Source organism: Methylobacterium indicum (assembly GCF_001043895.1).
GTDB lineage: Bacteria > Pseudomonadota > Alphaproteobacteria > Rhizobiales > Beijerinckiaceae > Methylobacterium > Methylobacterium indicum.
Window position 1 is genome coordinate 1 of record NZ_JTHF01000082.1, and the last position, 14,391, is coordinate 14,391.

Annotated in this window: 11 protein-coding genes; 6 read left to right on the forward strand and 5 right to left on the reverse strand. The window is 70.9% G+C overall.

From position 1 onward, the window contains the following. Positions 1-215: 215 nt before the first annotated feature. Both hutH and hutI read right to left on the reverse strand, forming a co-directional pair. Positions 216-1,751 (reverse strand): histidine ammonia-lyase, encoded by a 1,536-nt coding sequence (hutH, locus tag QR78_RS10215; RefSeq protein WP_048427411.1) that lies wholly within the window; start codon positions 1,749-1,751, stop codon positions 216-218. Further along, positions 1,748-2,971: an imidazolonepropionase gene (gene hutI, locus QR78_RS10220; protein ID WP_089504263.1), complete on the reverse strand. Its 1,224-nt coding sequence runs from the start codon at positions 2,969-2,971 to the stop codon at positions 1,748-1,750. The genes hutH and hutI overlap by 4 nt, the downstream gene beginning before the upstream one ends. A gap of 120 nt (positions 2,972-3,091) precedes the next feature. Between hutI and QR78_RS10225 the strand changes: the two genes are divergently transcribed. The 4 genes from QR78_RS10225 (at position 3,092) to mqo (ending at position 8,446) form a co-directional block, all read left to right on the forward strand. Beyond that, the gene (locus QR78_RS10225) at positions 3,092-4,450 is read left to right on the forward strand and encodes a formimidoylglutamate deiminase (protein ID WP_048427413.1); all 1,359 of its coding nucleotides are present in this window, start codon (positions 3,092-3,094) and stop codon (positions 4,448-4,450) included. A 374-nt stretch (positions 4,451-4,824) separates the two neighbouring features. Continuing rightward, entirely contained in the window at positions 4,825-5,595 is a 771-nt protein-coding gene (gene hutC / locus QR78_RS10230; protein WP_048427414.1) for a histidine utilization repressor, read from the forward strand. A 140-nt stretch (positions 5,596-5,735) separates the two neighbouring features. Next, positions 5,736-6,242 carry a CYTH domain-containing protein gene (locus QR78_RS10235; RefSeq protein WP_048427415.1) on the forward strand — a complete coding sequence of 169 codons (507 nt, stop codon included), beginning with the start codon at positions 5,736-5,738 and terminating at the stop codon, positions 6,240-6,242. A gap of 497 nt (positions 6,243-6,739) precedes the next feature. Continuing rightward, positions 6,740-8,446: a malate dehydrogenase (quinone) gene (gene mqo, locus QR78_RS10240; RefSeq protein ID WP_048427416.1), complete on the forward strand. Its 1,707-nt coding sequence runs from the start codon at positions 6,740-6,742 to the stop codon at positions 8,444-8,446. 66 nt (positions 8,447-8,512) lie between these two features. Here mqo and QR78_RS10245 read toward each other — a convergent pair whose 3' ends face one another. After that, positions 8,513-9,562: a DUF2278 family protein gene (locus QR78_RS10245; protein ID WP_048427417.1), complete on the reverse strand. Its 1,050-nt coding sequence runs from the start codon at positions 9,560-9,562 to the stop codon at positions 8,513-8,515. A 56-nt stretch (positions 9,563-9,618) separates the two neighbouring features. Next, positions 9,619-11,349, reverse strand: coding sequence for a phospholipase D-like domain-containing protein (locus QR78_RS10250; RefSeq protein WP_048427418.1), 1,731 nt, complete (start codon positions 11,347-11,349; stop codon positions 9,619-9,621). Positions 11,350-11,810: 461 nt separating this feature from the next. Between QR78_RS10250 and QR78_RS10255 the strand changes: the two genes are divergently transcribed. Together QR78_RS10255 and pepT are read left to right on the forward strand one after the other, a co-directional pair. After that, the gene (locus tag QR78_RS10255) at positions 11,811-12,431 is read left to right on the forward strand and encodes a glutathione S-transferase family protein (RefSeq protein WP_048427419.1); all 621 of its coding nucleotides are present in this window, start codon (positions 11,811-11,813) and stop codon (positions 12,429-12,431) included. A 14-nt stretch (positions 12,432-12,445) separates the two neighbouring features. Further along, positions 12,446-13,708 (forward strand): peptidase T, encoded by a 1,263-nt coding sequence (gene pepT, locus QR78_RS10260; RefSeq protein WP_048427420.1) that lies wholly within the window; start codon positions 12,446-12,448, stop codon positions 13,706-13,708. Positions 13,709-13,744: 36 nt separating this feature from the next. Here the strand turns inward: pepT and QR78_RS10265 are convergent, their stop codons facing one another. Then, the gene (locus QR78_RS10265) at positions 13,745-14,320 is read right to left on the reverse strand and encodes a TetR/AcrR family transcriptional regulator (RefSeq protein ID WP_048427421.1); all 576 of its coding nucleotides are present in this window, start codon (positions 14,318-14,320) and stop codon (positions 13,745-13,747) included. Positions 14,321-14,391: the final 71 nt, after the last annotated feature.

The window sequence follows — 14,391 nt, forward strand, 5'->3', positions numbered from 1 at the left end:
CGGGAGGGGAAGTCAGGGCGCGATTTGCTTCGACGGGTATCAGGTTGGACGGGCAGATCCGCTCATCGATGAGTATCTACAATATTGATTGATATATTCGAATAAAACATGGCAAATCTCCCCTCTCCCATACGCGAGAGGGGATCCCGCGCTTTCATTGATCTGAACCGATCAAACAAAAATCGCATCGATTCTATCGAGCGGATGGATGGCTTCTAGTCGAGCACCGGCAGAGACACCCCCGCCACCGCAGCGACCAGGCTGCCATCTCGCACCAGCGCGAGCGCCGCCGCGATGTCGGGGTGGAAGTGCCGGTCGTCGTCGAGGCGGGGCACCTCGGCGCGCAGCCGCGCCCGCACCGCCTCCAGGGCCGGGCTCGAGATGAGCGGCGCGTGGAAGTCGCAGCCCTGCGCGGCCGCCAGGGCCTCGATCGCCACCACGGCGGCGGCGTTCTCGGCCATCGGCAGCAGGCGGCGGGCGCCGTGGGCGGCCATCGAGACGTGGTCCTCCTGGTTGGCGGAGGTCGGGATCGAATCGACGCTCGCCGGCATCGCCCGCTGCTTGTTCTCGGAGACCAACGCCGCAGCGGTGACCTGCGGGATCATGAAGCCGGAATTCAGCCCCGGCTTCGGCGTCAGGAAGGCCGGCAGGCCCGAGAGCGCCGGATCGACCAGCATGGCGATGCGCCGCTCCGACAGGGAGCCGATCTCGCAGAGCGCCATGGCGATCATGTCGGCGGCGAAGGCCACCGGCTCGGCGTGGAAGTTGCCGCCGGACAGGGCCTCGTCGGTCTCGGAAAAAATCAGCGGGTTGTCGGAGACGCCGTTGGCCTCCGTCGCCAGCGTCTCGGCGGCCTGGCGCAGCAGGTCGAGGCAGGCGCCCATCACCTGGGGCTGGCAGCGCAGGCAGTAGGGGTCCTGCACCCGCTCGTCGCCGGTCAGGTGCGAGGCCCGGATGGCGCTGCCGGCCATCAGGGCGCGCAGCGTCGCCGCGGTGGCGATCTGGCCGGGGTGGCGGCGCAGCGCGTGGATGCGCGGATCGAACGGCGCATCGGAGCCCCGTGCCGCGTCGGTCGCGAGCGCGCCGACGACGAGGGCCGATTGCAGCACCGCTTCGGCCTCGAACAGGCCGGCCAGCGCGTTGGCGGTCGAGAACTGGGTGCCGTTGAGAAGGGCCAGTCCCTCCTTCGGGCCGAGCGAGGCCGGGACGAGGCCGGCCGCCGCCAGCGCCTCGGCGGCGGGCAGGCGGCCGGCCGGCGTAAAAGCCTCGCCGACCCCGATCATCACCGCGGCCATGTGGGCGAGCGGCGCCAGGTCGCCGGACGCCCCCACCGAGCCCTGGCAGGGCACGACCGGGATCACGTCGCGGGCGAGCATCGCGCCCAAGAGGTCGAGGGTGGCGGGCTGCACGCCCGAGGCGCCCTGCGCCAGGCTCGCGAGCTTGAGCGCCAGCATCAGCCGCACCACCGGCACGGGGCTCGGCTCGCCGATTCCGGCGGCGTGGGAGAGCACGATGTTGCGCTGGAGCGTCGCGAGGTCGCCGGCCTCGATCCGCACGCTCGCCAGTTTCCCGAATCCGGTATTGATCCCGTAGACCGGCTCGCCGCGGGCGAGGATCCGGGCGACCGCGGCCGCGCTCTCCGCCACGACGGCCGCGCAGGAGGGATCGAGGCGGGCGGGCGCGCCGCGATAGATCGCGCGCCAGCCGGCCAGCGGCACCGCGCCCGGCACGAGGGTGATCGTCTCGGTCATCGTGTCCCCCGGATGCGGGCGTGGAGCGGGTTGAAGCCCATGCGGTAGACGAGCTCGGCCGGCCGCTCGACCGACCATACCGCGAGGTCGGCGCGCTTGCCGGCCTCGAGGGTGCCGATCTCGGACAGGAGGCCGAGGGCGCGGGCGGCCTCGCGGGTGGTGCCGGCCAGGCACTCGTCCACGGTGAGGCGAAAAAGGGTCGCGGCCATGTTCATGGCGAGCAGCGGCGAGGTCAGCGGCGAGGTGCCCGGATTGGCGTCGGTCGCGACCGCCATGGGCACGCGATGGCGGCGAAACAGCTCCACCGGCGGCAGCCTGGTCTCGCGGATGAAGTAGTAGGCGCCGGGCAGCAGCACCGCGACGGTGCCGCTCCGCGCCATGGCCATCGCCCCGGCCTCGTCGGTGTGCTCCAGATGGTCGGCCGAGAGGGCGTCGTGGCGGGCCGCCAGCGCGGCGCCGCCGAGATTCGAGAGCTGGTCGGCATGGAGCTTCACCGGCAGGCCGAGGGCCTTCGCCCGCGCGAACACCCGCTCCACCTGCTCGGGCGAGAAAGCGATGCCCTCGCAGAATGCGTCGACCGCATCGACGAGCCCCTCCGCGGCGAGCGCCGGCAGTATCGCGTCGGCGACCTCGCCGATGAACGCGTCCTTGTCGCCGCGGGCCTCCGGCGGCAGGGCGTGGGCGCCCAGGAAGGTGGTGCGGATCGAGACCGGCCGCAGCCCGGCGAGGCGGCGGGCGGCCCGCAGGGACTTGCGCTCGCCGGCGAGGTCGAGCCCGTAGCCCGACTTCACCTCGACGGTGGTGACCCCCTCGGCCATCAGCGCGTCGAGCCGCGGCAGGGTCTGGCGCACGAGGTCGTCCTCGCTCGCCTTGCGCAGGGCCGCGACCGAGGAGACGATGCCGCCGCCGGCCCGCGCCACCTCCTCGTAGGAGGCTCCGCGCAAGCGCAGCTCGAATTCGTGCGCCCGGTCGCCGGCCCAGACGAGGTGGGTATGGCAGTCGATCAGCCCCGGGGTGATCCAGCGGCCCTCGCCGTCGATCACCTCGGCCTCGCTCAGAGCGGCGCCCGGCAGCGCGGCCTCGGGCCCGGCATACAGGATGCGGCCGTCGCGGATCGCGAGGGCGCCGTGGTCCACCGCGCCGATCCCGGGACGTCCGGGCGCGAAGGTGGCGAGCCGGACGTTGCGCCAGACCCGCGGTCCGTCCTCTGTCTCGCTCATGCGCGTCTCCCTTGATTCGTGCATATGTATAGACATGATCGATGCGCTTTGTATAGACATGAGCGGACCGGGGCGCAGCCCAGCCCTCCCGTTCCGGGCCCCACCGCAGGAGACGCGCCGATGACCGTGCTGCATGCGAGCCACGCCCTCACCCCCACGGGCTGGCAGGCCGACGTCCGGCTGACCGTGACGGCGGGGCGGTTCTCGGCGGTCGAGGCTGCCTGCGCGCCGGAGCCGGGCGACACCCGGGTGGCGGTGCTGGTGCCGGGGCTGCCGAACCTGCACAGCCACGCCTTCCAGCGCGGCATGGCGGGGCTCGCCGAGCGGCGCGGCCCCTCCGCCGACACGTTCTGGACCTGGCGCGAGACGATGTACCGCTTCGCCCTGCGGATGAGCCCCGACGAGGCCGAGGCGGTGGCGGCCCAGGCCTATGTCGAGATGCTCGAATCCGGCTTCACCCGGGTCGGCGAGTTCCACTACCTGCATCACGCGCCCGACGGCGCGCCCTACGCCCAGGTCGCCGAGATGGCGGAGCGGATCGCGGCGGCGGCCGCCCTCACGGGCCTGCGCCTCACCCTGCTGCCGGTGCTCTACCGCTGGTCGAATTTCGGCGGCGTCGCGCCGACCGACGGCCAGCGCCGCTTCGTCTCCGACCTCGATCTCTTCGCCCGCATGGTCGACGCCTCCCGGACCGTCGTGGCGGGCCTCCCCGGCGCCACGCTGGGCGTCGCACCCCACAGCCTGCGGGCGGTGACGCCGGAGGACCTCTCCGCCGCGGCCGCGCTGGCGGAGGGCGGGCCGATCCACATCCACGCCGCCGAGCAGGTGCGGGAGGTCGAGGATTCCCTGAGCTGGTCCGGGGCGCGGCCCGTGCAATGGCTCCTGGACCAGGCCGGGCTCGATTCCCGCTGGTGCCTGATCCACGCCACCCACATGACGCCCGACGAGACGACGCGCTTTGCCACGAGCGGCGCCGTCGCGGGCCTGTGCCCGGTGACCGAGGCGAGCCTCGGCGACGGCATCTTCCCGGGTCCCGGTTTCGTCGCGGCGGGCGGGCGCTACGGCGTGGGCACCGATTCGAACGTGCTGGTGGGGGCCGCCGACGAGCTGCGCCAGCTCGAATACGCCCAGCGCCTCGGGGCACGCCAGCGCAACGTGCTCGCCGCCCCCGGCGCCTCGACCGGGCGCGCCCTGTTCGATGCGGGCCTTGCCGGCGGCACGCAGGCGCTGGCCGCCGAGGGGGGCGGGCTCGCGGTCGGCGCCCCGGCCGACGGCGTGGCGCTCGACGGAGCGGACCCGGCCCTGATCGAGCGCCGGGGCGACGCCCTTCTCGACGGCTGGATCTTCGCCGCCGGTGCGCGGGCGGTGGACGCGGTCTGGGTGGACGGCCGCCAGGTCGTCGCGGGCGGGCGGCACGTCGCCCGGGAGGCGGTGGCGGCACGGTACGCGCGGGTGCTCGGGCGGCTGATGGCGGCGTGAGGGACGGTCGCCGGTTCGGGATCACCCGGCCGATTCCATCAGAGTACGTCCCGCCTCTCCCGAGTGCGAGGGCCCGGGCGATCGAAAATCCCACGCGATGATGCCGCGGTCATGAGTAAAGCTCGATGGACACGCGGCCGGAACGAAGGATCAGAATTTCACGCTGAAGCGTATCACCCTCACCCCTACCCCTCTCCCACACGGGAGAGGGGATCCCGCGACTTTCCGTCATCGCGTCGGGCCAAGTTGAAATTGTCATGCCGATCCCGCTATCAAGCTCGGGTATGGGGAGGCGGTCCGGCCCTTCCGGGAAGGCCGGCGGACGGCGGAGGCGGCGTGGGCGCGCACGATCACCTGAGCGGACGGGCTGACTCATGACCGCGCACGATCCCGCCCGCCCCGAGGCCCGGCCGATCTCGCTGCACCAGCAGATCCTGTCGGAGATCCAGGGTCATATCCTGTCCGGCCGCTGGCCCCCCGGTCACCGCATTCCGTTCGAGCACGAGCTGACGGCGCAGTTCGGCTGCTCGCGCATGACGGTCAACAAGGTGCTGACCCAGCTCGCCGCCGCCGGGCTGATCGAGCGTCGGCGCAAGGTCGGCTCCTTCGTGCGCCAGCCGCATTCGCAATCGGCGGTGCTGGAGATCCCGGAGATCCGCACCGAGGTCGAGGCCCTGGGCCTGCCCTACCGCTTCGCCCTGCTGGCGCGCCGACGCCGGCGCAGCACGCAGGCCGACCGCGCGGCGCTCGGGCTCGACGCGCCGGCCCCGGTCCTGGCGCTCACCGTGCGGCACGATGCGGGACCGCGCCCGTTCTGCCTCGAGGAGCGACTGGTCCATCTCGCGGCGGTGCCGGAGGCCGAGGCGCAGGATTTCGCCGACGAGCCGCCCGGGACCTGGCTCGTCCGCCACGTGCCCTGGACCGCGGCCGAGCACCGCATCCGCGCCCGCGCCGCCGACGCCGACCTCGCCGCCGCGATGGCCTGCGCCCCCGGCGCGGCCTGCCTCGTCGTCGAACGCCGGACCTGGAGTGCCGGGCGCCCCGTCACGGTCGTGCGCCTGACCTATCCGGGCGAGGCGCACGAGCTCGTCGCCCGCTTCGCGCCCTCGCATGGGCCGGGCCCAGGGGTAGGACGCGAGGCCTAGCTCGCCGGCCCTGGCTCTTACGGGCGCGATCGGCTATCAGCCCCGCCGCCCCGGCCACGGCCGATCCCGGCCCGCGCGGTCGCGCGATCGTCGCCCGGGACGGACCTCCGTCGGGGGCGGGGCACGCGCGGTCGAGGGTGATGCGGTACGAGGTCGAGCGGAAGTTCCTGGTCGCCCATGCGGGTTGGCGCGACCGGGCGGTGAGCCGGCGCCGGCTGACGGACGGGCTCGTCGGCGAGTTCGCCGGCGGCAAGGTCCGGGTGCGGCTCGACGACGAGCAGGCCTGGATCACCGTCAAGGGCCGGCGCGACGGCCTGGCGCGGCCGGAATTCGAGTACGAGATCCCCCGGGCCGACGCGGAGGCGATGCTGGGCCTCGTCTGCGAGACCTGCCTGATCGAGAAGACCCGCCACTGCGTGCCCCATGACGGGATGGAGTGGGTGGTGGACGAGTATGGCGGCGCGCTCGCCGGCATGGTCCTGGCCGAGGTCGAGTTGGAGCACGAGGCGCAACCCCTCGCCCTGCCGGACTGGATCGGCCGAGAGATCACCGCCGATGTGCGCTTCCGCCAGTCGACGCTGCTGCGGCTCGCCCGCGAGGCCGGCCGCCCCGTGACCCTGACCGAGGTCGTCGCGGCGCGGCTGTGAGTCCGGATCGGGCGTCCGGACGATGATTGCAGGGAGCATCCCCCAAGGTCTCCGGGTCCGCTCCGTTGAGGAAGCGTTGACGGTCTTCAGCACGGCCCGCCCTGCGGGCCGATGGAATCGGCTGCGCCGAGGGCGGGGCGGCGATTGTCCTTCGCCTGCGCATCGTCTATGAGGCCGCCACACAACCGCCGAGCTTAGGTCGGCGGCATTCTTCTCGTCCCAGGCGGTCGCGACCGCCCGAGGCCGGCCAGCGGATCGTAGAATCCGCGTCGCCTCGCGCGTCCGATCGAGCGGACCGGGACACGTCGCCGCGAGGGACCGACCGGACCGGGTCGGGGTGCCGCGGCCCCGCGACAGCGGCCTCACGAGGAAACCACCCCGAAAATGGCTTCACGCGCCGTGCGGGCCCGCCCGCGCGTCGCGATCGGACGCCTGTCACGACCGGGGGGCCGCGCATCGCGCGGCCGGCCCGGCCTGAACGAGAACGGGATTGGGCCATGCGCGCCGACGACACGACCACCTCCCCGAAGGCCACCGGCTCCGCCGGGATCAGCCGCCGCCGGATCCTCGGGGGTGCCGCGGCCGGCCTCGCGGCCTCGGCCCTGCCCGAGTCGCTCGCCCTGGCGCAGGGCGCCGACACGGTCGACGTGCTGCTGATCGGCGGCGGCATCATGAGCGCGACGCTTGGCGTCTGGCTCAACGAGCTGGAGCCGACCTGGTCGATCCGCATGCTCGAGCGCCTCGACAAGGTGGCGATGGAGAGCTCGAACGGCTGGAACAACGCCGGCACCGGCCATTCCGCGCTCGCCGAGCTGAACTACACGCCCGAGAAGAAGGGCAAGATCGAGATCGCCAAGGCGGTCGAGATCAACGAGGCGTTCCAGGTCACCCGCCAGTTCCTGGCCTGGCAGGTCAAGAACGGCGTGCTGAAGGACCCCAAGACCTTCATCAACTACACCCCCCACATGAGCTTCGTCTGGGGTGACGACAACATCGCCTATCTCAGGAAGCGCTACGAGGCGCTGAAGGCGAGCCCGCTGTTTGCCGGGATGGAGTTCTCGACCGACCCCGAGCAGCTCAAGACATGGGTCCCCCTGATGATGGAGGGGCGCGACCCGAACCAGAAGGTCGCCGCCACCTGGTCGCCGCTCGGCACCGACGTCGAGTGGGGCGAGGTCACCCGCCAGTACGTCGCCCACCTGCAGGGCCAGAAGACCTTCCGGCTCGATGCCTCGACCGAGGTCCAGGGCATCGCCAGGAACGCCGACGGCTCCTGGCGGGTCACCGCGCGCAACCTCAAGGACGGGTCGCGCCGGAGCATCGACGCCAAGTTCGTGTTCATCGGCGCCGGCGGCGGCGCCCTGCACCTGCTCCAGGCCTCCGGCATCCCGGAGGGCGAGGACTATGCCGGCTTCCCGGTCGGCGGCTCGTTCCTGATCAACGAGAACCCGGACGTCGCGACGCTGCATCTGGCCAAGGCCTACGGCAAGGCCTCGGTCGGCTCGCCGCCGATGTCGGTGCCCCATCTCGACACCCGGGTGCTGGGCGGCAAGCGCGTCCTGCTGTTCGGGCCGTTCGCGACCTTCTCGACCAAGTTCCTGAAGGAGGGCTCCTATTTCGACCTGCTCACCTCGACCACGAGCAGCAACGTCTGGCCGATGATGCGGGTCGGCATCGACGAGTACCCGCTGGTCGAGTACCTCGCCGGCCAGCTGATGCTCTCCGACGACGATCGGATGGCGGCGCTGCGCGAGTACTTCCCGAACGCCAAGAAGGGCGAGTGGCGCCTGTGGCAGGCCGGCCAGCGCGTGCAGATCATCAAGCGCGATACGAACAAGGGCGGCGTGCTGAAGCTCGGCACCGAGATCGTCAACGCCAAGGACGGCACCATCGCGGCGTTGCTCGGCGCCTCGCCGGGCGCCTCGACGGCCGCCCCGATCATGCTCGAGGTGCTCCAGCGGGTCTTCGCCCAGAGGGTCGCCACCCCCGAGTGGCAGGAGAAGATCCGCCGGATCGTCCCGAGCTTCGGCGAGAAGCTCAACGACGATCCCGAGAAGGTGGCCCGGGAATGGGCCTATACCAGCGAGCAGCTCCAGCTTCCGACCCCGCCGGCCATCGACCGCGGCACCCTGAAGCCGATTCCGGTGAGCGCGTCCGGCGGCGAGGCCCCCGCCAAGGGGCCGGTGGGCGATCTGGCGCCCTGATCGACCTCGCCCCCGGCGACGTCCGGGTCCGGTCGGCGTTCCCGGTCGGACCCGGGGCGAGGTGGTTCAGGCCTGGAACGGGATAGTGCGGCCGGGCTGGCGCGCCTGCTCCTTCGTGTAGGCGACGCCGTGCACCTTGATCTCCTTCTCGTCGAGGAGGGTGATGATGCCGCCCTTGTTCGACAGGGCGACCGGCGCCTGCACCGCCACGGTCAGCGTCGCGCCGGCCGCGATCGTGCCGGTGAGCGGCATCGCGTTCTTCTGCTTGTCCTTGAGCGACCAGCCGGTCAGGTCGACGGGGACATCCGCGGTGTTGAGCAGCGTCACCGTCTCGCGCTCTGGCGTGTGGGTGTCGTTGACGAGAGCCGCGATGATGCGCACCAGCCCGTCCGGCACGTCGCGAGGCGGGATGCGGTCGCGGTCGACCGGGGCGTGCGGCTCCCCGCCGTGGTCCGGATCGGCCGGCACCGCGGGATTCGCCGAGGCGTCGTCCGAGTGCCAGGCCTGGGTCTGGAACTTCAGGAACACCGACACCCACTGCTCCTCGCGCGGGAACCAGAAGATCAGGCCCCCATCCTGGTAGGGGCCGTTATCGCCGGCGAAGCGCCCGGGCGGGTTGCCCTGGTTCATGTGGATGTCGTGGATGCCCCGGCCCGGCCGAAAACCGAAATACCGGTCGGCCTTGTCGTTCTCCGGTCCCCAGGTCTCGCCGAAGGCATAGATCCAGGATTCTTCGTCCGCCATCGCGCGCTGCACGTAGGCGTCGAGCTTCTCGTTGAGGTCGTTGTCCGGTCCGGCGGCCGAGAGGGGCAGCGGTTTCAACTCCCAGGGCTGCATCAGGTTGCCCCGGACGTAGTCGAGAGCGATGCCGTTCGGCTGGCTCGGCGCCGGGCTCACGCCCTCGGCAAGGGCCGCCAGCGCCTCGGTGATCGGGTGCTCGAAGCGGGAGCGGACGAGGAACTGCACCTCGCTGCCGTCCTGCGACTGCACGTTGATGGCGATGCGGTGCAACTCGCCGTTGGCCGAGACGAGCACCTGGTAATGCGGGCTGCGGCCGGTGGCCAAGCGGTTGTTGATCGGCCGGCCCTTCAGGACGGAATAGTTCTTGAGCGGCATGACGGAGCTCCCGGGTGATGTCTCGGACGCGGATCGGTCCGGGGGAACCGGTCCGTTCAGCGGTCGGGCCAGGCGGGAAAGAACAGGCGCTGGCGGTTGGTCTTCATCCGGCCGGGCGCGACGTAGGCGTCGAGCCAGCCGGCCGTCTCGTCGAGGAACTTGGCCTCGGCCAGCGGCGCTCCCCGCTCGGCGAGGCGGTCGATGGTCTGGCGCGCGTAGAAATGGCGGAAGAGCCGGTCGAACTCGGTCAGGTAGATGTCGGCTACCCGCGTGTCGCCGCGGATCAGCAGCATGTTCTCGTCGTTGCCGGTGAGCGACGAGGAGGAGAAGTTCGCGGAGCCGGTGCACACCAGCGGATCGTCGCCGAGCGGATCGATCAGCAGGAACTTGGTGTGGATGAAGAACACGTGGCCCTGCTTGCGGAAGAGCTCCTCCTTCAGGAACCAGTCGTCGAGGCTTGTGTCCGGGAACGCCTTCTTGCCCTCGGCATAGGCGCCCAGCAGCGCGCCGTAGGCGGCCACCACGTCCGGGTCGCTCCTCAACGTGTCGCGCAGCTCCCGGTCCGGCGCGTCCTCGAGCAGGAGGAAACGCACGAAGTTGCGGTCGAGGCCGAACTGGGCTGCCAGGAGCTTGTTCACCCCGAAGGCCGCGGTGAACATCACCGTCTCCTGCGCCTCGGCGATGCGGGCCGCGTACCAGCTCAGCATCGCGTCGTTCTTGCGCGGCGAGAAGAACGGCGTGGTGCCGGGCACGGCCGTCAGGGCGTCGAGCGCGTCCGGCGGGATGCGCCCCTGCGTCCAGGTCGAGAGCGTCGGCGTCGTGGGGTCGCGCGACAGCTCGGTCCAGTAGTCGAGATAGGCCCGCGCCACGCCCTCGTCGCGCACGACATGCAAGACGTTGGTCTGGCCGATGAAGCCCGAGGCGGTGAAATTGGTCGAGCCGGTCAGGACCTCGCGGGCGCCGCCCGCCCGAATCCAGACGATGAACTTGTTGTGCGGGATCTTGCGCCGCCGGATGCGCGGGATGAGCCGCAGGTTCGCCTGCCCGTCGAGGCCGAGCGCCTCGATCGCGGTGCGCGCCGCGACGGTGGCGGAGGTATCCTCCAGCCGCTTGTCGTCCCGGTCGTAATCCTGGCCGCCCTCGTGCACGACCCGGACGTCGACCCCGCGGGCGGCCGCCCGCTTCAGGGCGAGGAGAATCGGCGGGTAGGTGAACTCGTAGGCGGCGACCCGCAGCGCTTCGCCGTCCCGCGCGCGGTCGATGAAGGCGAGGGCGGCATCGAGGGCGCCGCGAGAGAGCCAGCGCACCTCGGGATCGGCGGGATCGTCCTCGTCCTCGGGCGGCCGGTTCTGGAAATGGCTGGAGAAGGCCTGCGAGGCGATGGCGCCGCGGTTGAACCAGATCCCGTGGGTGCCGGTTGCGGGGTCCTCGGTCGTGACCGTGATCTCGGTCCCCTCGCCGAGGACCGGGGCCGCGGGCGTGCCGCGGACGGGCTGCACGCGGTAGCGCGTGGTCGTGCCGGGCCGGGCCTCGTAGTCTGACCAGATCAGGCTCTGGATCGGGTGCAGGTTGCTCGGAAAGCGGTCCTGGGGATCGGGACGGGGCACGACCGAGCGGAAGACCTTGCGGCCCTCGAGCCAGTCGGGCGCCTCCCCGTTCATCCGCGCGATGGCGAAGCCGAGAAGGCCCTCGCGCGCCTCCTCGGCGATCGCGATCGCGAGGAGCACCACCCGCGTGCCTGCAATCGCCTTCAGGTCGATCGATCCGCCCGCCGTCGCCGCCCGCATCCCTGCGTCTCCCGCCAAAGGAATGTCGATTGCGAGGCCAGGGTAGCGATATTTTATAAATTCAGCAATTGTATTACAGGTTAAGCCGCACAAAATATCCGATCGCGATCGGCGATCGATACGACGACGATTTCAGTAGCCGACTATATTGATGAGAAATCGAGTGCGGTAATGATGTTTATCAAGCAAAAATGTCGTCCATCCGTATATAATTCAAGATTCGGTAGAAATATATAGATGAAATAATTGAATAAAATATATTTTAAGTAAATTTCTTTTGTTCGTCGAGGATGCGACCGACTATCCAAGGCTGATTCCGTTGTCGGTGCGCCGAGACCGATCCCCATCGTCCAAGAGGTGGAGGGCGCACGATCCGCAGCGGATATGCCGGCTGCAGAACCGACACGACTCCGGGCCGGAACCGCATTACGGTCCCTCCCCGTCACCGGAGGAGGCACCGCATGATCCAGCTCTACGCCTGGGACACGCCGAACGGGCGCAAGATCAGCGTCGCGCTCGAGGAGATGGGGCTCCCCTACCGGGTCGAGCCCGTCGACATCACCAAGGGCCGGCAGTTCGAACCCGACTTCCTCGCCATCAGCCCCAACAACCGCATCCCGGCGATCGTCGATCCCGACGGGCCGGACGGGGCTCCGCTCCCGGTGTTCGAATCCGGCGCGATCCTGGTCTACCTCGCCGAGAAGACCGGGCGCTTCCTGCCGGCGACCGGCCGCGGCCGGGTCCAGGTCATGGAGTGGCTGATGTGGCAGATGGGCGGCTTCGGGCCGATGCCGGGCCAGGTCCACCACTTCCTCTCGGTCGACGAGACGGACCGCGCCTACGGGCTCGCCCGCTACCAGAAGGAGACGCACCGGCTCTACGGCGTGCTCGACCGGCGCCTGGCCGATCGCGCGTTCGTCGCCGGGGACCTCTCGATCGCGGATTTCGCCATCCTGGGCTGGGCCTGGCGCCACGCCCGGCACCGGGTCGACCTCGCCGAGTATCCGAACGTGCGGCGTTGGTACGATGCCCTGATGAGCCGCCCGGCGGTGCAGCGCGGCTTCTCGGTCGCGCTCAGCTGATGGAGCCCCACGCCATGACGGACGAGACCGCGCTCCGGGCGCAGCTCATCGCGCGGTTCTTCCGCTACCTCGCCGTGCCGAGCCAGAGCGACGCCCGGGCGGCCGCCCTTCCGAGCACGCCGGGCCAGCGCCGGCTCGCCGAATTGCTGGCCGGGGAACTGCGCCAGCTCGGCCTCCGCGACGTGGTGCTCGACGCGCACGCGATCCTGACCGCCCGCAAGCCCGGGACCCGGCCGGGCGCCCCGCGGATCGGCTTCATCGCCCATCTCGACACGGTCGATGTCGGGCTCTCGCCCGAGATCCGCCCGCAGGTCCTGCGGTTTACCGGCGACGACCTCTGCCTCAATCCCTCCGAGGACATCTGGCTGCGTGCCGCCGAGCATCCCGAACTCGCGCACTACCGCGGCGAGGACGTGATCGTCGGCGACGGGACGAGCGTGCTCGGGGCCGACAACAAGGCGGCGATCGCCGTGGTGATGACGCTGCTCGCCACCCTGACGCCCGAGGACGCGCACGGCGACATCGTGGTGGCCTTCGTGCCCGACGAGGAGATCGGCTTGCGCGGCGCCAAGGCCCTCGACCTCGCGCGCTTCCCTTGCGACTTCGCCTACACGATCGACGCCTGCGCGGTCGGCGAGGTGGTGATCGAGACCTTCAACGCGGCCGGCGCCGAGATCGTGTTCACCGGCGTCGCCGCGCATCCGATGTCGGCCAAGGGCGTGATGGTGAACCCGCTCCTGATGGCGCACGACTTCATCGGCCGGTTCGACCGGGCCGAGACGCCAGAGACCACCGAGGGGCGCGAGGGCTACGTCTGGTTCAACGGCCTCCAGGCGCATTCCGGCGAGGCCCGCCTCCAGGCGATGATCCGCGATTTCGACCGCGAAGGCTTCGCCGCCCGCAAGGCGCGCCTGCACGCGGTGGCCGAGGACATCGCCGCCCTCTACCCGACCGGGCGGGTCGAATGCCGGATCGCCGACACCTACGGCAACATCCACGACAGCCTCGGCGACGACCGCCGCTCCGTCGACCTCCTGTTCGCCGCGCTGGCCGCGGAGGGGATCGCGCCGAAGACGATCCCGATGCGCGGCGGCACCGACGGCGCGGCGCTCTCGGCCCGCGGCCTGCCGACCCCGAACTACTTCACCGGCGCCAGCAACTTCCACTCCCGGTTCGAGTTCCTGCCGGTCCCGGCCTTCGCGGCGTCGTACCGGGTGACGCGGCGAATCTGCGGGCTGGCGGCGGGGGAGGGGAGCGTCGATTCGGGGCCGAAATGATTCGGGCGGAGGCTTTCATCCCGTGGTTCGTGAAAACTACGGATCGTCGACGCGCCGATCGCCCTCGAACACCCTCTCGACCAGTTCCCCGACCCGCGCGGGGCCGAGCGCCTCGTCGAACAGGATCCGGAACAGGATCGGCGCGAGCACGCCGTCGAGCACGGCGTCGAGGCTCGGAAACGCCTCGCCCCGGGCGGCGGCGCGCTCGGCGATGAGGGCGATCTGCTGGCGGGCGTAGCTGCAGCAGCGGCGGGGGCCGGTCCCACCCTCGGCCGCCAGCACGTCGCGGATCATCTCGCGGCCGAGGCCGGACGACATCTCCTCGGCATATTGCTCGGCCCAGGCCAGGAGGTCGCCGCGGCCGTGACCGGTCTCGACCGGTACCATGTCCGGGCGCAGGCGCTCGACCGCGACGTCGGCCAGAAGCTCGTTCAGCTCGCCCCAGCGGCGATAGATCGTCGAGGGCGTGACGCCGGCCTCCGCGGCGATGAGCGGGATCGTGACCTCGGCGCGGTCCATCCGGGCGAGCAGGTCGCGGGCGGCCCGGTGGACCGCGGCCTGGACCCGCGCGCTGCGCCCGCCGGGGCGTGGCCCTCCCCCCCGCTCCGCCATTCGTCCCATCCTCCAAACGCAAAGAATTTGCTTTTAGCGCGCCGCAGCTTTAGACCATTAACGCAACGGAT

Excerpts from the sequence above, each read along its gene's own strand:
- hutH (WP_048427411.1), bottom strand. The coding sequence starts at position 1,751 with ATGACCGAGACGATCACCCTCGTGCCGGGCGCGGTGCCGCTGGCCGGC.
- hutI (WP_089504263.1), bottom strand. The coding sequence starts at position 2,971 with ATGAGCGAGACAGAGGACGGACCGCGGGTCTGGCGCAACGTCCGGCTC.
- QR78_RS10225 (WP_048427413.1), top strand. The coding sequence starts at position 3,092 with ATGACCGTGCTGCATGCGAGCCACGCCCTCACCCCCACGGGCTGGCAG.
- hutC (WP_048427414.1), top strand. The coding sequence starts at position 4,825 with ATGACCGCGCACGATCCCGCCCGCCCCGAGGCCCGGCCGATCTCGCTG.
- QR78_RS10235 (WP_048427415.1), top strand. The coding sequence starts at position 5,736 with ATGCGGTACGAGGTCGAGCGGAAGTTCCTGGTCGCCCATGCGGGTTGG.
- mqo (WP_048427416.1), top strand. The coding sequence starts at position 6,740 with ATGCGCGCCGACGACACGACCACCTCCCCGAAGGCCACCGGCTCCGCC.
- QR78_RS10245 (WP_048427417.1), bottom strand. The coding sequence starts at position 9,562 with ATGCCGCTCAAGAACTATTCCGTCCTGAAGGGCCGGCCGATCAACAAC.
- QR78_RS10250 (WP_048427418.1), bottom strand. The coding sequence starts at position 11,349 with ATGCGGGCGGCGACGGCGGGCGGATCGATCGACCTGAAGGCGATTGCA.
- QR78_RS10255 (WP_048427419.1), top strand. The coding sequence starts at position 11,811 with ATGATCCAGCTCTACGCCTGGGACACGCCGAACGGGCGCAAGATCAGC.
- pepT (WP_048427420.1), top strand. The coding sequence starts at position 12,446 with ATGACGGACGAGACCGCGCTCCGGGCGCAGCTCATCGCGCGGTTCTTC.
- QR78_RS10265 (WP_048427421.1), bottom strand. The coding sequence starts at position 14,320 with ATGGCGGAGCGGGGGGGAGGGCCACGCCCCGGCGGGCGCAGCGCGCGG.